The sequence below is a fragment of the Aurantibacter crassamenti genome, assembly GCF_016811105.1.
Lineage (GTDB): Bacteria > Bacteroidota > Bacteroidia > Flavobacteriales > Flavobacteriaceae > Aurantibacter_A > Aurantibacter_A crassamenti.
In genome coordinates, this window is sequence record NZ_JAFBGM010000001.1 from 367257 (window position 1) to 391591 (window position 24335).

Sequence of the window (24335 nt, forward strand, 5' to 3'; positions counted from 1 at the left end):
CAGCTTCAGAACTATATAAATTGCAAATTCAGTATTGAAAACTAAAGAAGACTTTTTAGCAGGCCAATTACTACTTATCGATAAACCATTAGAATGGTCATCTTTTCAAGCGGTAAACAAACTTAAATGGGCTATTCGAAAGAGATTTGATTTGAAGAAAATCAAAATTGGACATGCTGGCACATTAGACCCACTTGCTACAGGTTTACTTCTAATTTGCACCGGAAAATTCACAAAAAAAATAAACGAACTACAAGGTCAAGACAAAGAATACACCGGCACCATTACCTTAGGCGCCACTACTCCATCATATGATTTAGAAACTGAAATAAACGAAACCTTTTCATTAGAAAATATTTCAGAAGAGCTAATTCTAAAGGCAGTTCAAAATTTTATTGGTGAAATTGAGCAAACACCTCCAATATTTTCGGCATTAAAAAAAGATGGAAAAAGGCTTTATGAATATGCTAGGGAAGGAAAAGCGGTTGAAATAAAAAAACGACGGGTTACTGTTTCAGAGTACGAGATTACAGCAATTAAACTGCCAGAAGTTAAATTTAGAATTGTTTGTAGTAAAGGCACTTACATTAGATCTTTGGCACACGATCTGGGAGTAGCATTATCATGTGGCGGACATTTATCTGAATTACGAAGAACCAAAATAGGGGTCTATCACGTAAATAATGCACAAGACCCCAATGATTTTGGGGAAAAGTTACTCGGAGAAGAAGCTAAATGATGAAAATGACATGCATTCTTTCCGTTCATCGAATAATTTAAATATTTTACTCAAAAGAGGGTTATAGCTGTTATGAACCTGAACCGCAAACAATTATCACTAATCATTACCGTCTTTTCGATGGGTATTATGATATTGGGGCTCTACAATCTAAATTTAGGGAAAGCGGGAGCTGAGGAAGATGAGTATATTGTTGAGATGATGTTGGCTGAAGAAGATATTCAAGAACTACTTGAAGAAAAGGAAGCACTTGAAGATTTAGCGAATGCTGAGCCAATTGAAAGTCACATGGCATTTAATGAAACTGCAAAACCAAGTTATGGTGATCCAGAACCTTTAAAGACCTTAGCCGAATTGATGGCCGAAAAAGAAGGATCTACTGATGAGCCTTTTGACGGACCCAATGTAGATTCTGAATATGCTGAACGCGTAAAAGAATTAGCTAAAAAGCGTGAAGAAAAGAAACAATTATTAGGCGAAAAAGAGGCTGAGAAAAAAGAATTTACCAACAACCTTGCTAAAAGAAAAACTTCAGTTTCATATTCATTAGTAAATAGAAATAATTACCGTTTACCACCTCCTATATATACTTGTATTGAAGGCGGAAAAGTTGTTGTTAACATTACCGTCAATTCGTTAGGCAATGTTACTCACGCAGATTTCAATTCAAAAAGTTCGGGTACTTCAAACGGATGTTTAGTTGACAATGCTATTGCTTACGCACTAAAAGCTAGATTTAATGCGGCTGAAAAATCTTCACAAAAAGGCACTATTACTTATATCTTTCAGCAAAAGGCTCGTTAAGTCTTTCAAAATACTTTGCCCTTTATTTTTGTTATACCAAACCTGTATTTCTTCTTTAAATTCAGGTAGAATTTCACCATGTTCTAACTTGTGGTCTTCAACTAGTTTTGTAGCTGCTTTAGATCTAGGTCCCCAATCATATAAAACTTCTTGGGTAGTATCATCAATGGCAATTAATTTCGGAATAGACATTCCGCCATTGGTTAAAAATTGATTCATCAAATCTATATGCGTATCACGCAATATAATTTTGAGCGTAATATTCTGATTTAATTCTGCAATCTTGTTCATCACAGGTAATGCTGGTGAAGCATCACCACACCAACTCTCGGTCAAAACCAACCAAGTTATTTTAGTTTTCACTTTAGAAATTATCGATAAGGCTTCATCATTGAATTTTAAAGTTTTATCCCAGCGTTTCATTCGCCTATTATTTAGCTGTGTATAATTCGCAAGAGCTTCAGATTGTTCTGGGCCAGTTGATTTACCATTTTCAGCTAATTCAGCAACAAGTTCTCTATATTCTTGGTATGAAAAAGCGTCTTCTAGACCTTGATTAATAAGTGACTCAATTATTTTTGAGTTGATTTGGGTTTCTGCCATCGGTTCCATTTTTATACAAATCTAATTGCTACTATTTTGGTAAAACATGATTTAGATCACTTTTGGTCGTTTAAAGTTGGCTAGACTTACAACGCGAAATAAAAGTGAAAAATATACCGAAATCATACTGCCTAAAGGGTTTTGAGTTAAATACTGAACTCAGCAAATCAAACAGGTTTAACTATCTTTATAAAAAATTAATTCATGAAAAAACATCGGTGTGGTTGGTGTGAAGGTGATGAATTGTATGAAGCATATCATGACAAAGAATGGGGCACCCCAGTTAAAGATGATGATACTCTTTTTGAATTCTTAATTTTAGAAACATTTCAAGCTGGTCTTAGTTGGATTACCATTCTTCGTAAGCGGGAAAATTTTAAAATAGCTTTTGACCAATTCGACTATAAAAAAATAGCTAAATACAATCAGGCTAAAAAAGATTCTCTTCTGCAAGATGCTGGAATAATTAGAAACAAATTAAAAGTAAATTCAGCCGTTTCAAATGCGCTAGCTTTTATAGCCGTTCAAAAAGAATTTGGCAGTTTTAGCAACTATTTATGGGGTTTTGTAAATGATAAACCAATAAAAAATAAAATTGCATATTATAAAGATGGTCCAGCCAATACGCCACTTTCAGACGACATTAGTAAAGATCTTAAAAAACGAGGATTTAAATTTGTTGGCAGCACGGTCATTTACGCGTTTATGCAAGCTGTAGGTATGGTAAATGATCATGAAACAAAATGTTTTAGATATGATGAAGTATAAAAGTGTTCTTTTTTTGTTTTTAGTTTTTGCAACCTGTGCAGTCAGTTTTGCACAAGACAAAATTGAAAGACAACATAGAATTAAAAAGTCGCAGTTTCCTGCAGAAGCTATTCAAACACTAACGGAAAATAGTTCTGATATTAAACGTTTAAAGTTCTATCAAGAAATTGATACAACACAAAAAATATATACAGCAAAGTTTAAAAAATCACGTCTTTTTTATGAAATGGATTTTGATAAAAACGGAGCCTTTTCAAGTGCCGCCTTTGCCATAAAGCAAGTAGATATTCCGGAAGATAGTTTTCAAAAAATGGCGAATTATTTATCGCAAACCTTCGAGAAAGTAAAGACACGAAAAATGTTTCAATTGTATCATACTAATTCAGAAGAAAGCGTTGAAACAATCATTAAAAATTCGTTTCAAAATTTAATGGTGCCCAATATGTATTATGAATTTATAGTTCGTGGTTTTAAAAATAGTAAAAAAGCAGACTATGAAGTTCTTTTTGATGCTGACGGTAAATTAGTACGCCTAAAAGAATCGCTTCCTGCAAACTATGATCGCGTTTTATATTAGTAATGGATAACGACTATATTTCTGCATTGCAACAAGAATTTAAGGCCGTTAGCAACTCCAAAATTGCAGCAGTTCAAAAAGCATACTTACGCAATCAGTTTTCATTCTATGGCATGAAAAGCCCGGTACGCCGAGAAGCTCAAAAGCCATTTTTGGTTAAACAGTTTTTACCAGCAAAAGAAAACTTAGATCAGCTTGTACGAACTCTATGGCAAAAACCGCAAAGAGAATTCCATTATTTTGCCCAAGAATTAGTTCAGAAATATTGCAAACAATTTGAAAAAGATGACATTTTATTATTGGAATTTATGGTCGTCACAAACTCTTGGTGGGACACTGTAGATTTCATTGCAACTAGTTTAATAGGGTCCTATTTTAAAAAGTTTCCTGATCAGATTAATCCTGTAACAAAAAAATGGATGGTCTCTGAAAACATCTGGCTGCAAAGGTCTTGCTTACTTTTTCAATTAAAATGGAAAAAAAACATAGACCCCGTATTTTTAGAACAAACCATAAATGAACTGATAGGTTCAAAGGAGTTTTTTATCAATAAAGCTATTGGTTGGATCTTACGTCAGTACAGCCGAACAAACCAAGATTGGGTAATTGATTATGTTGATCGAACAGAATTAAATTCTTTAAGTAAAAGAGAAGCTCTAAAGTTAATCAGTTGAAAATTTAGATTTAAAATATTCGTATAAATCAATATTCATAAATATAAGTAGCATACCGTAGACTACATCTTCAACCGGAATTGTAAATAATCGTATTCCTAAATTTTCATCATCATTATACCAAACAATAGGCGCATCTATAAAACTTCCGGTTAGTATGCCATTACTTAAAAAGAAGAACGGAAAGATGACGAAATATGATAAATAATGGTACGATAGATTTTTCTTTCTTACTAATCTAAATAACAAATAGACAGCCGTAAGTAAAGAGGTTATACTGGTGTACCATTTATCCAAAGAAAGCAGTCCTACCAACAATAAAAAAACTAGTAGCACAATAGTGATTCCTTTTTGGTAAATGGCTAACGGATTATGCTGCACCAAATACTTCATTGAAAAATAAGTAAATACGCAAGCATAGGGTACACTTAAAAAAAATAGAATTTCTTCAATAGGTAAGTTCAAAATATAGATTCCGGTCAAATAATCAGGATTAAAACCCCAAATCTTATTGAATGTAAAATCAGCATCCCATGCTAAGAAAAATAATGCAACTAAAAAATTAGCTAAGAAGAATGGTTTCCACTCTTTATAAAATGCATGTTTTGGATAAAAACTTGCAATAAACGGTATGAATATGCAACATATATCTAAAAGTAAATAAGTGTATGACTGCATTATTTTATAAACTGTTTAAAGTATTTAATGGGCACATACAGCATTCCGAAACATTCACCATCTTCTTTGGTTAAGTGCTTATGGTGTACTTTGTGAGCCATTCGTAATGCTTTTAAATACGGACTTTTAACATTGTCAAACCAATTGAATCTTCGATGTATGATAACATCATGAACCAAAAAATATGAGAGACCGTAGAGAAAAACGCCCAACCCTATAAAAAACAAATAATTAAAGGTAGGAAAGGTGCCGTAATAAAAAAGCAGGATACTGGGTATGGCCCCAATGACAAAAAAGGCGTCATTTTTTTCAAAAACACCTTGATATTTTGGTTGATGATGATCTTCATGCAAAACCCATAAAAAGCCGTGCATTACATATTTGTGGGTGCACCAAGTGACCACTTCCATCAGTAAGAAAGTTATCAAAACTATTGATATGTATGACAATACAATCATTATACAAGTGCTTAATTTAATAGAACTATATAAAATTTAAACGATAACGCAGAACAGCTTTGGTCAACAATACTAACTTAATAGAATTTGATACTCGAATTCTGCCGTTCATGATTTTTTTACAATCCGCTTTTTTAATTTTTTGTAGTAATCGCAGATAGTATCTATACGCCAAATAAACACCTAATTTACCCTCAATTGGTAATAACACAATACCCTTGTACGCTTCTTTAAAATCATTCTCAACATCTAAAATTATTTCAGCTTTAGTTTGTTCAGTCAATTCACCCTTTACTAAATTCGGAAAATAAGAACGGCCTAACTCTTCATTATCTTCTCGTATGTCACGCAAAAAATTTACTTTCTGAAAGGCGGAACCTAATCGCATTGCATAGCCTTTTAACTCGTTGTACTTCTTCTCATCATTGTTTACAAAAACTCGCAGACACATTAGCCCTACAACATCTGCAGAGCCATAAATGTAGTTTTCGTATTCTTCTTTAGATGTGTATTCTTTTTTATCAAGATCCATTCGCATTCGATCCATAAAATCTTGAACATAATCTTTAAGGTCATATTTGTGAACAATTTCTTGAAAAGCATTTAGAATAGGATTTAAACTAATTTTTCGTTCCAATGCTTTGTAATAATCTTGCTCAAACTCATCAAACAAGGTTAATTGTTGATAATCATGAAATGTATCAACAATTTCGTCTGCATATCGTACAAAGCCATAAATGGCATAAATAGCAGGTCTTATTTTTGGCGAGAACATTTTGATGCCCATTGAAAATGAGGTGCTATAGGTTTTAGTCACCAACTTACTACAATCATAACTTGAATTATCAAATAGCTCTTTCATACTTGATTATGTTTTAAAATCAAGTCACAAACAAGTTTACCGGAAATTAAAGCTGGTGGCACACCAGGACCCGGAACTGTCAATTGACCTGTGAAATATAATTTTTTAACTTTTTTACTTCTCAAATTGGGCCTTAAAAATGCAGTTTGAGAAAGAGTATTTGCCATACCGTAGGCATTTCCTTTATATGAGTTGTATTCTTCAACAAAATCATTCAAACAGAAAGATTCACAGAAGATAATATTATCAAAAATTTTTTGGTCTGTTCGTTGTTGAAAACGCTCCATAATTAAATCAAAATATTGATCTCTAAGTTGCTGATTATCTTCCAAACCAGGAGCAATAGGCACTAAGAAAAAACCAGCCTCACACCCTTCAGGTGCCATTGAATTATCAGTTACCGAAGGAAAATTGGCATAAAACAATGGATCAGAAGGCCATTTAGGGTTATCATAAATCTCTTGAGCATGTTTTTCAAAATCTGTATCAAAAAATAAATTATGGTGCTCAATGTTTTTAAGCTTTTTATTAAAACCAATATAAAAAAGCAACGATGATGGCGCAAACGTTTTTTTATTCCAATAGGCTTCAGAATATTGTCTATAGGGTTTATCAAGTAAGGTTTCTGAATGATGATAATCAGCCCCACTAATTACATAATCACTTAAATAATTTTCACCTTTACTCTTTATACCAACAGCAACGCCATTTTTAACCACTATTTGATCTACTTCATGTTCAGTATGTATTGTCACTCCCAATTCAATAGCAAGACTAGTCATGGCCTTCACCACCTCATACATACCACCTCTAGGGTGCCATGTACCTAGACCAAAATCAGCAAAATTCATAAAATTATAGAAGGATGGGGTATTGGTTGGTTTAGCGCCTAAAAAAAGAACAGGAAATTCAAGCGTGGAAATTAATTTAGGATTCGCAAATTTCTTTCGCACTTCACCACTTATTGTTTTAAAAAACTGATCCACCTTTAAAATAGTATCCTTTGTTACCAACTCAAAAGGTGAAATACCAGGTTTCAAAACAACCTTTTCTATTGCTATACTATAGTTCTCTTGAGCTTCTGCTATGAACTTACGTAATTGTTTAGAACTTCCTTTTTCAATTCTATCAAACTCAATACAAATTTTATCTAAAGTATCTCCAATGGTAATAACATCATCTGCAAAGAATATTTGGTAAGCAGGGCTTAATTTATCAAGGGTATAATAATCAGAAGTTTTCTTGTCAAAATGGTTGAAAAATTTATCAAAAATATCAGGCATCCAATACCAGCTGGGTCCCATATCAAAAGTAAAACCTTGTTTTGATAATTGTCTTGCCCTTCCACCAACTGTCTTGTTTTTTTCAAAAACCGAAACTTCATTACCTGCTTTTGCTAAATAGCAACTTGCCGATAATGCGGAAAATCCGGAACCAATAATTATCACTTTTTGATTTACCATTTACATTAAATATATGAAGATACTTATAATAAATACTTTAAAAATGCACTAGCGATATTATACAAATGCAACTACTACTTGTTAATCATTAAAGACAACTAATAATGCATTGAACTTAATTACACATGTTTGTCATCTATATTTAAACATTTGTCTATGTATTAAGCAAATATAGTTAGACAAATATAAGTGATATTTTACTTTTGTCTAATACTTTCATGTGTTTTTTTAGACAAAATTGTACCTTTATAGCTTGATACTATTAAAAAACGACAATAATTAAAGGAAATACACTTTAAAATTTAGACATTTTATGGCTTCATATTCAATGGCAGAGATTGTCGCCTTAACAGGAATAAATGCTCATACATTAAGAAAATGGGAAAGCAGATATGATTTTCTAATACCCAATCGTACCGATACTAACATCAGATTCTATTCTGATGTACAACTACGAAAATTACTGAATATTGATATTTTAATTCGAAATGGAAATCGGATTTCAAAAATCAATAAGATGACCGATGATGAAATCACTGAACAAGTATCGAACATTTTAATTGATTCAAATCAATCTGATGAAATAAATGCGCTAATAAGCAGCATGATTCAATTAGACGAACTTGCTTTTGATAATACTATTGACCGAATCATTAAAAACAAAGGACTCTTAGCAACAGTGATTGAGGTTATATATCCATTTTTAAACCAAATAGGTATTTTATGGACAACTCATAAGGCAATGCCAGCCCAAGAGCACTTTATCTCTAACCTTATTCGTCAAAAGATTTTTGCGGCGATTGAAAAATTACCATTGGCAAATAAAGAAGCTCCTAAAATTGTACTTTTTTTAATAGAAGATGAGGATCATGAAATAGGGTTATTATTAGCAAATTATATTGCCCGAGAATTAGGCTGGCGCGTGTTTTACCTTGGTACGAAAGTGCCATTAGAAAATATAGAAAAAGTAGTAGAAATTACTAAACCTCAACTTTTACTTTCGCTTTTCATTTTAAGTAGACCGCAATGGGTCACTTCAAAAATTAACGTATTAGTTAGCAAAACTAAAGTGCCAATTGCCATTTCTGGCAACCCAATTAACTTTACAGATTTTGCTGAATCTAAACAGGTTAATATTCTCAAAAACCCACAAGAAATGATAAGTTATTTGTCAAAAAAAAGTAAAACATTCAAAGTTAAGACCAAAAAATAAAGTGCTTTATTTTAATGAATGGCCAGTAACAATTTCAATAAATTGCTCTCTAGGTATCTCTTCGGCACCCAGACTCTCTAAATGCTTTGTATAGACTTGACAATCTATTAATTGATATTTCTTTTCAATAAGCTCATTAGTTAAACTAACAAACGCGAATTTAGAAGCATTGCTTTTTAAACTAAACATACTTTCACCACAGAAGACATGCCCTAAGTCAATTCCGTATAAACCACCAACAAGTTCATCTTCATACCAAACCTCATATGATTTGGCATAACCCAATTCATTAAGTTTACTGTATGCTCTTTTCATTGCGTCTGTTATCCATGTTCCGTGTTCTCCTTCACGCTTAACTTTTGCACATTGATCAATAACCCTTTCAAAACATGAGTTTTTGGTTAAGCGAAATAAACCATCTCTCATTACTTTTCTCATACTTTTTGAAACTTTCAATTTATGAGGAAAAAGTACCATTCTTGGGTCTGGGCTCCACCAAAGTATTGGTGAATTATCATCATACCAAGGGAATATTCCATTTCGGTAAGCGTATAAAAGGCGTTCTGCAGAAAGGTCACCACCATATGCAAGTAAACCATCACTTGTAGCACTCTCAAGTGGTGGAAAATTTATTTCATCTGATAATTGTGGTAAAAGATTCACAACAGCAATATAGTTTAAAACCAAAAACCCCGCTGTTTAGCGGGGCAAATTACCTGAAACAGGTTCAATTTTTTATAAAAAAGACATTCTAATTCTTAAAAAGGAAGATCGTCATGTTCTTCTTCATTAAGATCATTTGCTGGTTCAAACGCTTCAATAGGTGGTACTGGTGGAATTGTTCCACCACTTTGCTCAGTTTGAAGATTCTCAATTCGCCAACCTTGAATAGAGTTAAAATATTTCACTTCCCCTTGAGGGTTAGTCCATTCTCTACCTCTAAGGTTAATGCTAATTTTAACAGTCTGACCAACTTGATATGCATTCAAAAGGTCTGTTTTGTCTTGTACAAACTCAATCATGATATGCTGTGGATATTGCTCATCTGTGGTAATTACAATTTCCCTTTTACGAAACCCATTATTTCCAAAAGTTTGAGTTTCACTAACTAATTTTATTTTTCCTTGAATTTCCATGTCCTGCTATTATTCTAAATCCTAATTAAAAAAGTTTTTAAAAATACCTGTATTGTTGAAATCGACCTAATATAAACGCATTAAGTTATTAAGATTAACTAACTATTTAGAATTGTAGTACGAAAATTACTTGATTTCATACCAAGCTTTCTTCTAATTTACTCTTTTTCTGATGGATTATCTTCTTTTTACAGACGTTCTAAAAGCTAATCTTAATCTTATTTTGCACACAAAATGCGCTATCTTTAACATACCTTAAGCATTAAAGAGCGTTGATGAATTTCCAGCCAGAAAAGAAAACTACGAACATAATCTTATTAGTATCGGCTTTCGTTATTGTAAGTTTAATCTTGTGGAACACCAATAGCTTTTTCAAAAAATTCAAGGAAGAAGAGCGCTTTAAAATGGAAATATGGGCGGCTGCACAATATGAATTTCAGTCTATGCCCGCCGATGCAGAAATTGGAAATTTACCAATCTTTGTTTTTCAAAAAAACACCTCAACACCAATGATTTTGGTGAACAAAGATGGCACAATAAGGGTAAATAATTTTCCTGAAGAACATGAGAACGATTCAATTTATATTCAAAATAAAATAATCGAATTTCAAAGTCAAAACACGCCAATTGCCATAGGTGATACAATAGAACAATTGGCTACTTTGTACTATGGTGATTCTGAAATTTTAAATAAACTCAAATACTACCCAATTGCACTATTGCTGATCATTTGTTTGTTTGGGGCTATGATTTTTTTCTTTTTCAAAACAAATAAGGCTTCAGAGCAAAATAAGCTATGGGCAGGTATGGCAAAAGAAACTGCACATCAAATTGGCACGCCATTATCTTCACTTTTAGGGTGGAATGAACTATTGAAAGCTGAGAACATCAATCAAGAAATTACTATAGAAATTGAAAAAGATATTTCAAGACTTGAAACCATTACAGAGCGATTTTCTAAAATAGGCTCAACACCCAAACTCGAAAAACTCAATATTGTTGAAGAGACAAAAAACGCTTATGACTACCTGAAATTAAGAAGCTCAAAACTGATACATTTCTCTTTTAATTCAAAAGTTGAGCGCGTAGATGTAATGATGAATTCGGCACTGTATAATTGGACCATAGAAAACCTAGTAAAGAATGGTATTGATGCCATGCGGGGCAAGGGCAATATTGCAATTGCGATAATTTCTGACGGCAATTATGTAAAAATTCATGTTGCTGATACAGGTGCAGGAATCTCAAAAAGTGATTTTAATCGTATTTTTAACCCAGGTTTTACAACAAAAAAAAGAGGTTGGGGTTTAGGCCTTTCTCTAGTTAAAAGAATTATTGAAGAATACCATAAAGGAAAAATTAAAGTACTTTCGTCTAATAAAGGCGAAACAATAATGCAAATCACTTTTAAAATAGCAAACGTTTAGTTAAGAAGTATGGCACAGGAAAAACTGGAAGTAATTCAAGAATCGGTTATAACCAATAATTGTCCGCAGTGTTTTAATCAAGACATGAAACTTACGTTTTATCAAAAACACCGTTACAGTAAATTATTTCACAAGGTCACAAATGATGTCACACATCAGGTACAATGTAAAACCTGTGATTCTTTTATATACCCTGTTGATTGGACTCCAGATATTGAGCGCATCTTCGACTATAAGCGAAAAATGGTGCAACCTGAAAAATCTTCAGTAAAATATACTGGTCTTTTCTACGGATTAATTTTATTTTTGATTGCCTTGGTAGCGGGTGCAGTTTATGTTTTCACCCAAGGAATTATTGAATTTTAGCACGTATATTTTCAGCCACTTTTTCAAACTCTTCGGTAGTTAATGAAACTTTCGATTGAAAAGTAGCATTCGCCATTGTACTTAATGGAATCAAATGTACATGTACATGGGGTACCTCTAAACCGATTACCGTCATACCCACACGCTCGCATGGTATAGCTGCTTCAATAGCTAAACCTATCTTTCTTGAAAAGGCCATCAAACCCAAATAGGTTTCTTCGTCAAGATCAAGAAGTCTATCTACTTCTTTTTTGGGTACACAAAGTGTATGACCTTTAGCGTTGGGATTAATGTCTAAAAAAGCAAAGAAATTATCATCTTCTGCTATTTTGTAACACGGAATTTCTCCTTTTATAATTTTTGTGAAAATACTTGCCATCAAGGTAGTATTAGGTTCTAGTTATTTCTAAAACATCAAATTTTAATGTTCCGTTAGGCACGGTAATTTCAGCAACCTCACCTACCGATTTACCAAGAAGACCTTTACCAATCGGTGAATTAACTGATATTTTACCCGTTTTAATATCTGCTTCACTTTCAGCTACCAAAGTATATTTCATTTCCATACCATTGGTCTGATTTTTCAACTTTACAGTAGAGAGTACAAGAACCTTTGAATTATCAAGTTGTGATTCATCAATAAGTCTAGCATTTGCAAAGACATCTTCTAGCTTAGAAATTTTAAGCTCTAATAGACCTTGCGCTTCTTTTGCAGCATCATACTCCGCATTTTCAGATAAATCACCCTTATCGCGGGCCTCAGCAATAGCTTGAGAAGCCTTTGGGCGTTCAATATCTTTCAATTGACGTAGTTCTTCTTTTAATTTTTTAAGTCCCTCAGCAGTATAGTAAGATACGTTGCTCATAAGTTCTTCGTTTATATAGTGTACGCTACTTGTTTTCAGTTTTAATGCTGTTTACCACTCAAGAAGTTATAAAAAGCAAAACCCCCTATTTCCCCAAGGCCTTCCTTGGTTTTTTAGAGAGGATATATAGCGAATATACGTAAATTTTACTCAAATTTGTCCATGAATTCTTAAACGAACAACATCTTATGAAACGAATTATCGGACTTTTAATAGTGTTTATTGCCCTAGCATGTGATAGTGATCGACCAGAGCGAAATCCGTACATACAAGAACTAGGCTTTCGATTTGATATTAATTTAAGTCTGCCGTTATATAGTCCGTTAACGAATCCAGGAAATCCTGTTTATATTGGGCTACAAGGTGTAGGCAATAGAGGCGTGTTTGTTATCAATGCAGGTTTCGATCAGTTTAGAGCATTTGAAGCCACTTGTCCGAATCATCCACCGAGCAGTTGTTCAACCATGGAAATTGATGGACAAAATGCCATATGCGCTTGCGAAGATTATGAATATAGTTTGTTCACTGGGCAACAATTCACCCCACCTGAAGACGGTAATCGCTACTACAACATGTTAGAATACCGTGCTGTCAAAACCGGTAATTCTGTTATTATAAGTAATTAGAAGTTCTAAAGATTTCCTAAAATAGAATCCATAACCCAACTTCCATGCAATGCCGTTTTTCCGGTAGACGGATGTTGAATATCTTCAAAAAGATGTTTTCCTAAATTCTCAACATGAAATTGTTGCACGTGTTTTGGGTGTTCGATAAATTCTTTCTGAACTCCATCTTCATTTTCTAAAACAATATCATCCTCTCCAAAAATAGAAAAAGAAATTTTGCCTTTACTACCATAAATTTCAACTAAATCTTCTCTACGGTCGCAACCAAAATTCCATGTAGCTTCACCTGTAATTCCACCTTCGTGTAACCAAGTTCCTGTAATTGCATCTTTTGCAGTATATAAGCCTTGTTGATTAAGTGCAATTCCGTTAGCTTGTTTAATATCCCCTAAATAATAAATGAAAAGATCAAGGCCGTGGCTTGCGAGATCATCAAAATAACCACCTGGCGCAACCTTAGCATCAGTACGCCAATTATACTCACCACTTAAGTCAAGATCAGAAGGATCTTTAGTAAGCATCCATCGCACATGACGTACTTTTCCAATTTCATTATTATCTAACCATTTTTTCACCCCAAGAAAACGGGGTAAAGATCTTCTGTAATAAGCAACAAAAAGAGGAATTTCTTTTTCTTTAAACGCTTCATAAACTTCAAGACTTTCAGCATAACTGGGCGCCATTGGTTTTTCAACACAACAAGGTTTGCCACTAGCCGCAACCTTTAAGGCATATTCTCTATGCGAATCTGGTGGAGTAGCTATATAAACTGCATCAACCTCATCATCAGCAATTAATTCATCAGCATTAGAATAATACTTAGCAATGCCATGTCTTTTCGCATAATCTGCTGCTTTTTCGGCATCACGTCGCATTACAGCAACTATTTCAAATCCTTCGGTATTTTGATAGGCTGGTCCACTTTTCACTTCAGTTACATCACCGCAACCAATAATACCCCAACGAACTTTTTTAATGCTTTTCATGATTTATTTTTTTTGTAAAGTACTTAGCTTGTTGGACGACTTTTTAAACTTGCTAAAAATTCGATAAGATCACGCAACTCTCTTTTTGACATAATTCTACCCATTGGCGGCATACTTGAAGTCATATTCTCGCGCTTTACTATTCTTGAAATTGCAACTTCTAAAGGTTCTGCATCAGAAGTTCTTAATATTAATTCGTCATGCGTTTCTTCTTCTAAAAGTCCTGTTACTACTTGTCCATCTTTTAGGGTTAACGTTACATTTCCATAGCCCGGAGAAATACGTGCTGTTGGGTTAATTAAGGCCTCTAACAATTGTTCACGACTTAATTTATCAGCAATACCGTCTAAAGGAGGCCCAACTTCTCCACCTTGACCATCATAAAAATGACAGCGAACACATTGACCTGTACTATTATTAATAAAATATCTTCGCCCATCACCCCGGTTGCCACCATATAGTGTCTCATTAAATGCATCAACACCATAACCTGCATTTTTCAAGACATCTAATTTTGCAATTAAAGTTTCTGAATTACTAGCTTCCACTGCCTCCATTAAATCAAGAATTACATTTGGTGAAATACTTTTATTTGCAGCCTGATCAATCATTGAACTTAAAACAGGTTCACTTTTTACTATTGGCATTTCAGCTAAAACACCCAACATACTCTGTTGCTCTCTAGGTGAGCCATTCTTGAAAATTGGCTTAACAATACCAGGTAAATCATTAGCGGGTATATCTATGGTTTTTAACATATCAATTGCCAAAGCACGTACTTCTGTACTTTTATCTTTCATACCTAAGGCCATCACTCCTTTAATATCTTCATATTTAAGACTACCTAATGCCTGCATTGCTGCCACGCGTACTTGTGGAGTTTTATTTGTCTGCATCATTCTTTTAAGCTCTGAATTAAAAGAATTCAATTGAATGGCACCTAAGATTTTTGCTGTGGAAGCTAAAATTTCTGGATCCTTACTTTTTAAGAAATCAGGAATGACAGCTTTAACCTTTTGTTGTACAATTGCTGCATCTCTAGAAATATCAGCACGTCTGCGCCCATCAACTCTATCTAAAACGGAAGGTGCTGTCCAATTTGAAATTGCAGCTAAAGCTTCAGCGCGTAAAACACTAGACACATTTTCACGTTGAGTAAAAGCAATTAAATTATCTAAATCGCTTTCACGCCCGACTCTCAATGCGGCATTAATTGCTCTGCGAAATAAAGGTTCAGAAGTAAAATCGACTTTATTTAAAGTCTCTGCCAAGGCTGGCATTGCAACCTCAATTGACCAATCGTCATTAATTGCTCTTGCTGCTTCCGCAACGATATACTCATCTGCATCATTTAGAAATTCTGCAACTTTAGCACTTTGCATTCTTCTTAGAACCAAAACTGCCGCAATTCTTAAACTTCTATTTTCATTACCCACAAGCGCTGTAATTGCAGCTTCATCACCAATTCTACTTAATGCTAAAACAGCAGCATGTCTCACGTAATTATCGACATCAGCATTTGCTGCAAGCATATCTAATAAGGGTTGTACAGCATCTACTTGCTTTATTCTACCCAAAGCTTGAGCTGTAAAAAAACGAACTCTTTCACTTTCATGTTTTAAAAGTGGAATTAATAACTCACCAGCTTTTGCATTTTTAACATCACCTAAAATCTTAACAGCTTGTGCTACAATTTCATGATCTGAATCATTCAATAATTCTAAAAGTGGCTCAGAAGCATCAATATCTTTCGATGCCAATTGACCAAGACCCCAAATACCATGTACTCTTGCCAACTGATTTTCATTTTGCGTAATACTTTCTTGCAAAGCATCTTCGCCTTTACTCCCTCTTGTGACCAATTCAAATTGTGCCTTCTGACGGATTCGCATATCAGCGTATTTTAGTAAATCGCTAAGCTCGTCTACGGACAACTCTTTGTAATCAGTAGTCATCAATTGCTGTGTTCTCTCGCGCTCCGATTTTAAATCATTTTTATCACTAGACACATCCATTTTCCAGACACGACCATAATCTTTCGTGTTCCATCCATTAATCCAATCTGCAACGTAAAGCGCACCGTCAGGTCCGAAGCGAATACCTGTTGGAAGAATACCACTTACTATGTCTTGTTCAGATTTCAATACAAAAGATGCCCCTTTCGGTTCTAAATCAAACGCCCAAATATGTGATCGACCAGGGTTACCCACAAACTCAGTTAGGAAAAACTTATTCTGCCAATCTTTACCTAAAGCAGTACCTGGGTTATACACCATTCCGGTAGGACCGTTATGAAAATTCTGTATTGGTGGTAAAAAGTAGGCTGCTTGACCGTCCCAACGTGGCATGTACATTTTCTCATCCATCCACACATTGTAACCATTATTTTTTGGGTCTGTGTATTTACCGTATTGCCAATTCGCACGCCATCCGGCATCATGCCCTTCAACAATATAAACTAGACGTTCACTCTCACCACGGTGATCTCCATCATTATCCGCAGAAATAATATTTCCGTACTCATCAAAAACAAACTCATGTGTATTTCGTAATCCTGCTGCAAAAACTTCAAAATCAGATCCATCAGGATTCGATCGTACAATCACCCCTTGATTTGGGTATTTATGATGCACACCCTCACTAGTTGTAAGATTCATACCGATATCACCAATACCCCAATATATTTTTCCATCAGGTCCTTCAATGGCACCGGACATTCCGTGACCACCAAACCCAATATGAATAGCAAAACCATGCGCAATAGATGTTTTCTCATCAAGAATTTGATCATCATTAGTATCTGTCAATCGCCACATATCTGGCCCAACACCAACAAAAACATCATTTTCTCGCACTAACATAGCACCCGCTACATCTGTAATCTCTTCATTAAAATCTTCTAAAATTCGAGTTGAAACATCAGCAATACCATTACCGTTACGATCTTCAAGTTTCCATATTTCTTCTTTTTCAACTGCAAGATCACGCCAATCATGTATTGTGTCATTATTTAAATCTTTGAGCCATGAATTTTCATCACTTTTTTCAGGAGCAAATGTTTCATGTAAAAAATTTCGGCGGTCTTCAACGGTTTGAAAACTAATTGAAGGAGTCATCCAATCGCGATAACCTCGAATATCAAATTCCGAATTTTTTTGACGATTGGTTCTAGTTAAATAAATTGCCCCTTCATCATCAACCGACATTGCTATTGGATCTGGTGCAAGTGAATCAGATGCCCAAAGTGTCAATTCTAATCCTTCTGCAACAATGGCCGCTGTATTCTCTCTAACTGTTGCAGCATTTTCTACACCATAAACAGAATCTTCAATTATTGACAACGGGATTTCTTTAGGCTTTTGTGGTTTAGTATCGCAAGAAATAAAGGTCACGAACATAACCGACAGCAAAAATAGTACTCGAAAAATAGGATTGATTTTCATTAGGTTGATTTTCAAAATTGCTTAGCTGAACAAAAATAGTAGAATATATGAATGGAGAAAGTATATTCTAGCTTAAAAATTGAAGAAACCCTATTAATCAGAGACTCTTACCAAAAAAGAAACCTCTCTTCAAAAGAAGAAAGGTTCAATTTTGTTAGACTTTAAAAAATCTTAAAAAGTTGCTGTCATACCTAGTAAAAAGTTAACACCAGCTTGTGGGTAATAACCTGCGCCTTCTATTGTTGTAATAACATCTGGAACTGAGAAATCATCATCATAGGTGAAAAAATATCCGTTCGACTCAAATTCAGCATTAAAAATATTATTAATCAAACCAGAGATGGTGATGTTTTTTACAAATTTATTTAACTCAAATTCATAGGTCACATTAATATCTGTCTGCGTATATGCATCAAGTACAGAGCTTTCCGCATCAATATTTCCCATATATTGTTTGCCAACGTACTTTGTTAATAATGATAGTTGTAATTGACTTGTAGGCAAGTATGAAATTTGATTACCTGCAATAAAATTAGGCGAAAAAGAAATATTAGTATTACCTAAGTTCTGCAAAACCCCATCACGTTGAAAATAAAAATCTTTATTCTTATTTGTACTCAATGCAATATTTGGATGCCATTTAAATTTCTCACTTAATGAAATATTAGCGTCTATTTCTAGACCTAATCTATAACTATCTCCAACATTTGCACGTAAAGGTGCACCCACATCATTCAATTCACCTGTCAAAACCAATTGATCAACATACTTCATAAAATAGACATTGGTACTCAGTTGAATATCTGAAGTAACATATCGCCAACCCATTTCAAAGTCATCTAATTTTTCAGGTTTAGGACTACCACTTTCGTAGTCATTTCTATTTGGCTCTCTATTAGCTACGGCATATGAGAAATACAAATTGTTATTGGTATTTACATCGAAAGTTACACCAGCTTTTGGGTTGAAAAAATTAAAATTATCATCAACAATACCTGTGTCTTCACCATTTGCCGTATACCCAACAGTTCGGTATTGAAGATCCCCATAAACATTCCATTTATCGTGTATTTGATAATTCGCTTTTGCATAAATATTGAAATCTGTTTTTACCGAATTATCATCATAATAACGGTCTAAATAATCACGATTATTAGCAAATCTTGCCCAAATAATTTCACCATAATGACCACCTTCATATTTGTTCCAACCGCCACCTAGTACAAAATCAAGTTTTTCATTGCTGTAATTTGTTGAAAAAACTGTTCCGTAAAAATGGTTATTAAGCCAACGACGTCTAATTAAATCGGTAGTGTTTATGGCAACACCATCAACATTTATGGGTTGTATACCATAGGTGTCAAAATCATCATCTTCTTTAAATTGCTCAAAAAAGCCTCTACCACGAGTATAGTGTAAAGAAATATTACCATTCCAATTATCAGAAAAAGTTCTATTATATAATAGTTGGGCATGATTCTGTTTGTAATCATCTACCTCGTTATGATGGTATTGCGTAACCCCATTTTCATCCGTATAAATACCTGCAGAATTAAAAGTTCTATTTGTAGCAAGTGTTTCATCATCAATACCATTCCAAGCTTGATAGGTAATTTCATGCCCGCCAAAAAGCAACGCCTTAAAGAGGTTTTTATCATCTTTAAACGTTCCTTGTAAAAAATAGGAGTCCAATTTAGATGAAGCTCTATCAATATATCCATCGGAAGAAATTCTCGATAAACGTCCAGAAATTTCAATACTCTCGTTCAACAAACCTGTACTAAATTTCAAACTATTACGAAGCGTATTAAAACTACCTACAGATGATGAAATTTGACCATATGCATCTTGTGAGATACCATCTGTTAAAATATTTAAACTAGCACCAAAAGCGCCCGCGCCATTTGTTGACGTACCAACCCCTCTTTGCAATTGCAAATTTTCAGTTGATGATGCAAAATCTGGCATATTTACCCAAAAAGTGCCATGTGATTCAGAGTCGTTATACGGTATACCATTAATGGTAACATTCACTCGTGTGGCATCACTACCTCTCACCCTAATACCAGTATAACCTACCCCAGCACCGGCGTCTGAAGTTGTAACTACCGAGGGTAAAAAATTCAGCAAAATAGGTATATCTTGACCTAGGTTGCGAGGTTTAATTTGTTCTTTTGTAAAATTGGTGAAAGTTACTGGTGATTCTGAATTAGCTCTAATTGCAGAGACAAAAACTTCGTCTAATACAATCTTTTTTCCTTCTAAAGAATCAATTTGTTTTTCTTGGGCCTGTGAGGCCATTGTTAAGCCAAAAATGGCTAAAGTTGTGACAATAGTTTTCATTCGTACTAAATATTTAGTGACGAATAAAAGGGGCTATTATTCTAAATTAATAATGATTTTTGTTCAATTAAGAACGATAAAAATTCCAAAAACAGCGTGTAGTATTACGCATTCCTTGGCAGCATTACCCGCCCAGGTTCATTGGGTATAATCTCAGCTTTTTACAGCACCCCTTAGAGATGCGACAAATGTAGAACGCATTCTTTAATTTTCATAGACAAATTGATAAATTATTTAAATGTGCATATAAACTCTCGCAGTCTTATATTCGTATATATTTAAGAATAGGGTCTTAATGGCATGATATGAGCGAAAAAGTTACAAAAAAAATCAATCCTAAAATTGTTTTTAGTTATTTGATGCTTGGTGTTCTAGCCTTAGTTGCTGGCTATTTTATTTATTCAGAAGTACAGGTTTACCTTGCCGAAGATACGGTTAGCTTAAATGACCGAAAACTACTAAGAACAGGCTCTTTGGTCACTAAACTTTATGAAGCTGAAAGTATTTCAAAAGTTGCAATACAGACAAAAAATGAAGAAAATTTTGATGCATATTCGCAAAAAATTGATTCTATCTACAGTGATATAGACACTCTAAAACTATTAACCCAAAGTGAATCTCAAAAAATAAAGCTCGATAGCGTTCAAGCACTTTTACGACAAAAAGTAAACAACAATAACGAATTCATTATTCTTAGTAAAGAAAACAATGGTGATAATTCAATTCAAACAGCCCTTAAAGAATTCGATAAAATAGAAGAATCTTACGGAAAATTTTCAGCTGAAAATCTATTTCCAAATTTTGATAAATTTTCACCTAGCTTACAAAAATCACTTAGAGAATATGCTGCACTAATTAATAAAAATGCGCCAACTAATGCAGATGGTAGTGAAAACGCTGCCTATATTGATTCTATACTTAGAGATTCAAAGGCTATGTTAGAAAAAACGCTAAGACAAAGCACTAAAACAAAACGTTCTTTATCTCAAAAGGAAATTCAAATTACCAAAAATGACCAAAAACTCTCACAACAATTAAGGGGTATTATTGCTGCCTTTGAGCAAGAAATAATGCTGAATACTTACACAGAAAGCCAAGCAAAGCAAGCAGCCTTAAGAAGAAGTATGCGTTGGGCCGGTTTAGCAGCTATTCTAGCCTTTTTAATTGTTGGATTATTCTCATTCTTAATCAATAGAGATTTCTGGAAAATTCAAACCTATCAGCGGCAGTTAGAAAAAGAAAAAAAATATTCTGAATCACTACTACAAAGTCGTGAACAATTAATTTCAACTGTTAGTCATGATTTGCGAACACCTTTGAATACTATAAGTGGATATGCAGAATTAATGGAAAGCACTGAATTAACCGCTAAACAAGGTGATTACATTAAAAATGTAAAGTCAGCATCAGAATATGTGGGCAATCTAGTGAACGACCTTTTAGACTTTTCAAAATTAGAAGCGGGCAAACTGAACATTGAAAATGTACCATTTATTGCGGCGCACCTTATTCAAGAAACTGCAGAAAACCTTCAAGAAATACACAAGAGTAAAAATCTAAAGCTAATTTTGAATCTTGATGAAAACTTACAAAAAACATATTTAGGCGATCCCTTTAGAATACGTCAGATTCTAACTAATTTAATTGGTAATGCCTTTAAATTTACAGAGCAAGGGTATATTGAAATTACCGCTACGGCACTTTCTAGAAAAGGAAAATCAGTTGCATTGCAAATTAATATTAAGGATACAGGTATAGGAATTGCAAAAGAGAAACAACAACTAATATTCAAAGAATTTTCACAAGCAGAAACAAACACTGATAAAAAATATGGCGGTCATGGACTTGGACTTACTATTTCAAAAAAATTAGCTGAATTATTACATGGTTCGCTTAGTCTTGAAAGCAATGTAAACCAAGGAAGCACTTTTAACTTAACACTACCATTATTAATAACTAATAAGGTTATAAAACAAGAAAGTGAAGCCCCGTATTTAGCCCCTAAATTGCGAATGTTGATTATTGATGATGACACTGCACTGCTCCATATGTTGAAAGAATTAGCTGAAAGCATGGCAATTACAGCGCATACGTATACCAACTTTTTACAAGTAGAAAAGGATTCACATTTAGCCTATGACATTGTGTTAACTGACATTCAAATGCCTCAAATAAGTGGTTTTGAAGTATTACAAAAATTGAAATCTGGAGATTACCAGCATTACAAGAAACAACCAATTATTGCAATGACGGGGCGTAGAGATTTAGAAAAAGAAGCGTACACGTCTATTGGATTTGCTGAAGTAATTAAAAAGCCATTTTCAAAACTTGAATTAATTACAGTATTAAAATTAATGGGAATTGAAATTAAAAAACAAGAGGATAAAAACGAGGTTGCGCCTATTTCAAATACCTCAAATAATCTAAATGAACCCTATAGCTTAGATTTTATTTATTCTTTCTTAGGCAAGAACGAAGATGCTATTCAAGAAGTGTTACTAACCTTTTTAATGGATACTGAAACGAATATGCAACTTTTAGAAGACACTATTGACAGCTTAGATCAAAAACAGATAAATCATGTCGCTCACCGTATGCTACCAATGTTTAGACAATTGAAAGTAAACTCTGTGGTTCCTATTCTGGAACGTCTTGAATTGCTAAAAGAGTCGTCAATGGACAGCTACACGCTTCAAAAAGATTTAAAAAACTTAAAGGAAAATGTACTTATTCTAGCAAAAGCGTTAAAACGCCGCCTTTCTATAGATCAAGCTTATAGTGATTGATTTTATTGTAAAGCGTTTTTCTTGTCACCTGTAGAAGCTTAGCAGCTTTTGATTTATTAAAATTGGTTTTTTTCAATGCCTTTAAAATACGCTCTTTTTCAAATTCTGCTTTTGAGAAATTTTCAACTACAGAATTTTTTGCCGCCGGATTTATAACTTCTTTTGGCAATGCATTTAATTGAATTTCATTTCCAGTAGTTAACAGCACAGCTCTTTTTACTACATTTTTAAGTTCTCGTAGGTTTCCAGGCCACTGGTAATTCTGAAAAGCATCCCAAACTTCTGTAGAAAATCCATGAACATTTTTATCTAAATTTTTATTTGCTTCGTCTAAGAATCGATCTGCAAACAACATTAGGTCTTCAAAACGCTCTTCTAAAGAAGGGATTTGTATTGAAAATTCATTCAATCTATGATAAAGATCCTCACGAAAAGTACCATTATCAACAGCATCATTTAAATCTTCATTAGTGGCCGTAATAATTCGTAAATCTACAGCTACTTCAACCGTACTACCAACCCTTTTTATTTTTCGCTCTTGTAACGCTCTAAGCAAATGCACTTGATTCTCATAAGATAAGTTTCCTACTTCATCAAGAAATAATGTACCACCATTGGCTGCCTCAAAATTTCCAATTTTATCGGAAACAGCACCAGTGAAACTTCCTTTTATATGACCAAAAAATTCACTTGCTGCTAATTCCTTCGGTATTGCACCACAATCAACTGCAATAAACTTATAGTTTTTACGTGCACTATTATCATGTATTGCTTTTGCAGTTACCTCTTTACCAGTTCCACTTTCACCAGTAATCAAAACCGACATGTCAGTAGGTGCCACCAATTTTATATATTCTTCTAAAGTTTTAGAAGCTTCACTTACCCCTGTCACAACATTACCTGAAATTGGTGCATTATTTTTTGTGGTAGAATCAGCTGATTTCGATGAAGAATTATCGGGCACATCTTTTTGTTCAACACTAGTTTTTAGTGCAGATTCAATAACCATGAGAATCTCATCTGGAGTAAAAGGCTTTGAAATATAATCATAGGCACCATTTTTCATGGCTTTTACCGCTGATCCAACCTCTGCATACCCAGTCATTAAAACAACTTGGGTCTTATTATTTTTCTCTTTAATATCGGCTAGCAGTTGAATTCCATCATAATCTGGTAATCTTAAATCAGTAAGAATGACATCAAAATCAGTTTCTTCAAACTTTATTTTAGCATCAGGTACTGCATAACTAGACTGCACATCATAGCCCTTTCTAGACAAAAACTTTTCAAGCATTTGGCAGAAGGCAGTATCGTCTTCAATTATCAAGATGTTTGGCATAAAACGTACTAAGTTTACTTATGTACGTAAATATAGCCCAAGAAAGCTGTTAAGAACTTAAAATAATACTAAAACAACCTATTGATCGATGAAAGGTAAAACACGTTAAATACTCAGCAAGAATAGGTTAACTCACAAAACTATAATCAAATGCAATCAATAATTTTTCAAATTTTTA

The 24335-nt window shown here is 33.9% G+C and carries 23 protein-coding genes; 10 read left to right on the forward strand and 13 right to left on the reverse strand.

Annotated elements, in window-relative coordinates; translation table 11 throughout:
* Window positions 1-34 precede the first annotated feature (34 nt).
* Together truB and JQC67_RS01540 are read left to right on the forward strand one after the other, a co-directional pair.
* A complete protein-coding gene (truB, locus tag JQC67_RS01535) occupies window positions 35-739 on the forward strand; it encodes a tRNA pseudouridine(55) synthase TruB (protein ID WP_203251103.1) in 705 nt (234 codons plus the stop codon).
* Window positions 740-811: 72 nt separating this feature from the next.
* Window positions 812-1543 carry an energy transducer TonB family protein gene (locus JQC67_RS01540; protein ID WP_203251104.1) on the forward strand — a complete coding sequence of 244 codons (732 nt, stop codon included), beginning with the start codon at window positions 812-814 and terminating at the stop codon, window positions 1541-1543.
* Here the strand turns inward: JQC67_RS01540 and JQC67_RS01545 are convergent.
* Window positions 1496-2146, reverse strand: a complete 651-nt coding sequence (locus JQC67_RS01545; protein WP_203251105.1) for a thioredoxin family protein — start codon at window positions 2144-2146, stop codon at window positions 1496-1498. The two genes, JQC67_RS01540 and JQC67_RS01545, sit on opposite strands and share 48 nt — an antisense overlap.
* A gap of 204 nt (window positions 2147-2350) precedes the next feature.
* Here JQC67_RS01545 and JQC67_RS01550 point away from each other — a divergent pair, with 204 nt between their 5' ends.
* From JQC67_RS01550 to JQC67_RS01560, 3 genes are read left to right on the forward strand one after another with little or no spacing between them, the layout of a single operon-like run.
* Window positions 2351-2914, forward strand: a complete 564-nt coding sequence (locus JQC67_RS01550) for a DNA-3-methyladenine glycosylase I (RefSeq protein WP_203251106.1) — start codon at window positions 2351-2353, stop codon at window positions 2912-2914.
* Window positions 2901-3491 carry a hypothetical protein gene (locus JQC67_RS01555; RefSeq protein WP_203251107.1) on the forward strand — a complete coding sequence of 197 codons (591 nt, stop codon included), beginning with the start codon at window positions 2901-2903 and terminating at the stop codon, window positions 3489-3491. The genes JQC67_RS01550 and JQC67_RS01555 overlap by 14 nt, the downstream gene beginning before the upstream one ends.
* 2 nt (window positions 3492-3493) lie before the next feature.
* Window positions 3494-4165 (forward strand): DNA alkylation repair protein, encoded by a 672-nt coding sequence (locus tag JQC67_RS01560; protein WP_203251108.1) that lies wholly within the window; start codon window positions 3494-3496, stop codon window positions 4163-4165.
* On the opposite strand, the gene JQC67_RS01565 is transcribed toward JQC67_RS01560, so the two are convergent.
* From JQC67_RS01565 to JQC67_RS01580, 4 genes are read right to left on the reverse strand one after another with little or no spacing between them, the layout of a single operon-like run.
* Window positions 4154-4843 carry a lycopene cyclase domain-containing protein gene (locus tag JQC67_RS01565; protein WP_203251109.1) on the reverse strand — a complete coding sequence of 230 codons (690 nt, stop codon included), beginning with the start codon at window positions 4841-4843 and terminating at the stop codon, window positions 4154-4156. The genes JQC67_RS01560 and JQC67_RS01565 overlap by 12 nt on opposite strands.
* Window positions 4843-5301 carry a sterol desaturase family protein gene (locus JQC67_RS01570; RefSeq protein ID WP_203251110.1) on the reverse strand — a complete coding sequence of 153 codons (459 nt, stop codon included), beginning with the start codon at window positions 5299-5301 and terminating at the stop codon, window positions 4843-4845. Before JQC67_RS01570 ends, JQC67_RS01565 begins: the two co-directional genes overlap by 1 nt.
* A gap of 25 nt (window positions 5302-5326) precedes the next feature.
* Window positions 5327-6163, reverse strand: coding sequence for a phytoene/squalene synthase family protein (locus JQC67_RS01575; protein WP_203251111.1), 837 nt, complete (start codon window positions 6161-6163; stop codon window positions 5327-5329).
* Complete coding sequence (locus JQC67_RS01580; protein ID WP_203251112.1) at window positions 6160-7626, reverse strand: phytoene desaturase family protein; 1467 nt, start codon at window positions 7624-7626, stop codon at window positions 6160-6162. The genes JQC67_RS01575 and JQC67_RS01580 overlap by 4 nt, the downstream gene beginning before the upstream one ends.
* 313 nt (window positions 7627-7939) lie before the next feature.
* Between JQC67_RS01580 and JQC67_RS01585 the strand changes: the two genes are divergently transcribed.
* A complete protein-coding gene (locus tag JQC67_RS01585) occupies window positions 7940-8839 on the forward strand; it encodes a MerR family transcriptional regulator (RefSeq protein WP_203251113.1) in 900 nt (299 codons plus the stop codon).
* 6 nt (window positions 8840-8845) lie between these two features.
* Here the strand turns inward: JQC67_RS01585 and aat are convergent, their stop codons facing one another.
* Together aat and JQC67_RS01595 are read right to left on the reverse strand one after the other, a co-directional pair.
* Window positions 8846-9526 (reverse strand): leucyl/phenylalanyl-tRNA--protein transferase, encoded by a 681-nt coding sequence (gene aat, locus JQC67_RS01590; protein ID WP_238934435.1) that lies wholly within the window; start codon window positions 9524-9526, stop codon window positions 8846-8848.
* 71 nt (window positions 9527-9597) lie between these two features.
* Window positions 9598-9975, reverse strand: coding sequence for a DUF3127 domain-containing protein (locus JQC67_RS01595; RefSeq protein ID WP_203251114.1), 378 nt, complete (start codon window positions 9973-9975; stop codon window positions 9598-9600).
* Window positions 9976-10250: 275 nt separating this feature from the next.
* Between JQC67_RS01595 and JQC67_RS01600 the strand changes: the two genes are divergently transcribed.
* The gene (locus JQC67_RS01600) at window positions 10251-11402 is read left to right on the forward strand and encodes a sensor histidine kinase (RefSeq protein WP_203251115.1); all 1152 of its coding nucleotides are present in this window, start codon (window positions 10251-10253) and stop codon (window positions 11400-11402) included.
* A gap of 9 nt (window positions 11403-11411) precedes the next feature.
* Window positions 11412-11768 carry a hypothetical protein gene (locus JQC67_RS01605; protein ID WP_203251116.1) on the forward strand — a complete coding sequence of 119 codons (357 nt, stop codon included), beginning with the start codon at window positions 11412-11414 and terminating at the stop codon, window positions 11766-11768.
* Here the strand turns inward: JQC67_RS01605 and JQC67_RS01610 are convergent.
* Together JQC67_RS01610 and greA are read right to left on the reverse strand one after the other, a co-directional pair.
* Window positions 11755-12147 (reverse strand): HIT family protein, encoded by a 393-nt coding sequence (locus JQC67_RS01610; protein WP_203251117.1) that lies wholly within the window; start codon window positions 12145-12147, stop codon window positions 11755-11757. The two genes, JQC67_RS01605 and JQC67_RS01610, sit on opposite strands and share 14 nt — an antisense overlap.
* Window positions 12148-12157: 10 nt before the next feature.
* Entirely contained in the window at window positions 12158-12634 is a 477-nt protein-coding gene (greA, locus tag JQC67_RS01615) for a transcription elongation factor GreA (RefSeq protein WP_203251118.1), read from the reverse strand.
* Between the two features lie 188 nt (window positions 12635-12822).
* Between greA and JQC67_RS01620 the strand changes: the two genes are divergently transcribed.
* Window positions 12823-13260: a Rieske (2Fe-2S) protein gene (locus JQC67_RS01620; RefSeq protein WP_203251119.1), complete on the forward strand. Its 438-nt coding sequence runs from the start codon at window positions 12823-12825 to the stop codon at window positions 13258-13260.
* Between the two features lie 5 nt (window positions 13261-13265).
* On the opposite strand, the gene JQC67_RS01625 is transcribed toward JQC67_RS01620, so the two are convergent.
* From JQC67_RS01625 to JQC67_RS01635, 3 genes are all read right to left on the reverse strand, one after another.
* Window positions 13266-14246: a Gfo/Idh/MocA family protein gene (locus tag JQC67_RS01625; protein ID WP_203251120.1), complete on the reverse strand. Its 981-nt coding sequence runs from the start codon at window positions 14244-14246 to the stop codon at window positions 13266-13268.
* A 23-nt stretch (window positions 14247-14269) separates the two neighbouring features.
* Window positions 14270-17689 carry a HEAT repeat domain-containing protein gene (locus JQC67_RS01630; protein ID WP_203251121.1) on the reverse strand — a complete coding sequence of 1140 codons (3420 nt, stop codon included), beginning with the start codon at window positions 17687-17689 and terminating at the stop codon, window positions 14270-14272.
* Between the two features lie 171 nt (window positions 17690-17860).
* On the reverse strand, window positions 17861-20032 hold the full coding sequence (locus tag JQC67_RS01635; protein WP_203251122.1) for a TonB-dependent receptor: 2172 nt from the start codon (window positions 20030-20032) through the stop codon (window positions 17861-17863).
* Between the two features lie 305 nt (window positions 20033-20337).
* Between JQC67_RS01635 and JQC67_RS01640 the strand changes: the two genes are divergently transcribed.
* Window positions 20338-22818 (forward strand): hybrid sensor histidine kinase/response regulator, encoded by a 2481-nt coding sequence (locus JQC67_RS01640; RefSeq protein WP_203251123.1) that lies wholly within the window; start codon window positions 20338-20340, stop codon window positions 22816-22818.
* Here the strand turns inward: JQC67_RS01640 and JQC67_RS01645 are convergent.
* Window positions 22793-24157: a sigma-54-dependent transcriptional regulator gene (locus JQC67_RS01645; protein WP_203251124.1), complete on the reverse strand. Its 1365-nt coding sequence runs from the start codon at window positions 24155-24157 to the stop codon at window positions 22793-22795. The two genes, JQC67_RS01640 and JQC67_RS01645, sit on opposite strands and share 26 nt — an antisense overlap.
* Window positions 24158-24335: the final 178 nt, after the last annotated feature.

Excerpts from the sequence above, each read along its gene's own strand:
- JQC67_RS01565 (WP_203251109.1), bottom strand. The coding sequence starts at position 4,843 with ATGCAGTCATACACTTATTTACTTTTAGATATATGTTGCATATTCATA.
- JQC67_RS01570 (WP_203251110.1), bottom strand. The coding sequence starts at position 5,301 with ATGATTGTATTGTCATACATATCAATAGTTTTGATAACTTTCTTACTG.
- JQC67_RS01540 (WP_203251104.1), top strand. The coding sequence starts at position 812 with ATGAACCTGAACCGCAAACAATTATCACTAATCATTACCGTCTTTTCG.
- JQC67_RS01625 (WP_203251120.1), bottom strand. The coding sequence starts at position 14,246 with ATGAAAAGCATTAAAAAAGTTCGTTGGGGTATTATTGGTTGCGGTGAT.
- JQC67_RS01560 (WP_203251108.1), top strand. The coding sequence starts at position 3,494 with ATGGATAACGACTATATTTCTGCATTGCAACAAGAATTTAAGGCCGTT.
- JQC67_RS01585 (WP_203251113.1), top strand. The coding sequence starts at position 7,940 with ATGGCTTCATATTCAATGGCAGAGATTGTCGCCTTAACAGGAATAAAT.
- JQC67_RS01610 (WP_203251117.1), bottom strand. The coding sequence starts at position 12,147 with ATGGCAAGTATTTTCACAAAAATTATAAAAGGAGAAATTCCGTGTTAC.
- JQC67_RS01630 (WP_203251121.1), bottom strand. The coding sequence starts at position 17,689 with ATGAAAATCAATCCTATTTTTCGAGTACTATTTTTGCTGTCGGTTATG.
- JQC67_RS01595 (WP_203251114.1), bottom strand. The coding sequence starts at position 9,975 with ATGGAAATTCAAGGAAAAATAAAATTAGTTAGTGAAACTCAAACTTTT.
- JQC67_RS01555 (WP_203251107.1), top strand. The coding sequence starts at position 2,901 with ATGATGAAGTATAAAAGTGTTCTTTTTTTGTTTTTAGTTTTTGCAACC.
- JQC67_RS01545 (WP_203251105.1), bottom strand. The coding sequence starts at position 2,146 with ATGGCAGAAACCCAAATCAACTCAAAAATAATTGAGTCACTTATTAAT.
- JQC67_RS01600 (WP_203251115.1), top strand. The coding sequence starts at position 10,251 with ATGAATTTCCAGCCAGAAAAGAAAACTACGAACATAATCTTATTAGTA.
- JQC67_RS01640 (WP_203251123.1), top strand. The coding sequence starts at position 20,338 with ATGAGCGAAAAAGTTACAAAAAAAATCAATCCTAAAATTGTTTTTAGT.
- JQC67_RS01580 (WP_203251112.1), bottom strand. The coding sequence starts at position 7,626 with ATGGTAAATCAAAAAGTGATAATTATTGGTTCCGGATTTTCCGCATTA.
- JQC67_RS01645 (WP_203251124.1), bottom strand. The coding sequence starts at position 24,157 with ATGCCAAACATCTTGATAATTGAAGACGATACTGCCTTCTGCCAAATG.
- greA (WP_203251118.1), bottom strand. The coding sequence starts at position 12,634 with ATGAGCAACGTATCTTACTATACTGCTGAGGGACTTAAAAAATTAAAA.
- JQC67_RS01550 (WP_203251106.1), top strand. The coding sequence starts at position 2,351 with ATGAAAAAACATCGGTGTGGTTGGTGTGAAGGTGATGAATTGTATGAA.
- JQC67_RS01635 (WP_203251122.1), bottom strand. The coding sequence starts at position 20,032 with ATGAAAACTATTGTCACAACTTTAGCCATTTTTGGCTTAACAATGGCC.
- JQC67_RS01605 (WP_203251116.1), top strand. The coding sequence starts at position 11,412 with ATGGCACAGGAAAAACTGGAAGTAATTCAAGAATCGGTTATAACCAAT.
- JQC67_RS01575 (WP_203251111.1), bottom strand. The coding sequence starts at position 6,163 with ATGAAAGAGCTATTTGATAATTCAAGTTATGATTGTAGTAAGTTGGTG.
- JQC67_RS01620 (WP_203251119.1), top strand. The coding sequence starts at position 12,823 with ATGAAACGAATTATCGGACTTTTAATAGTGTTTATTGCCCTAGCATGT.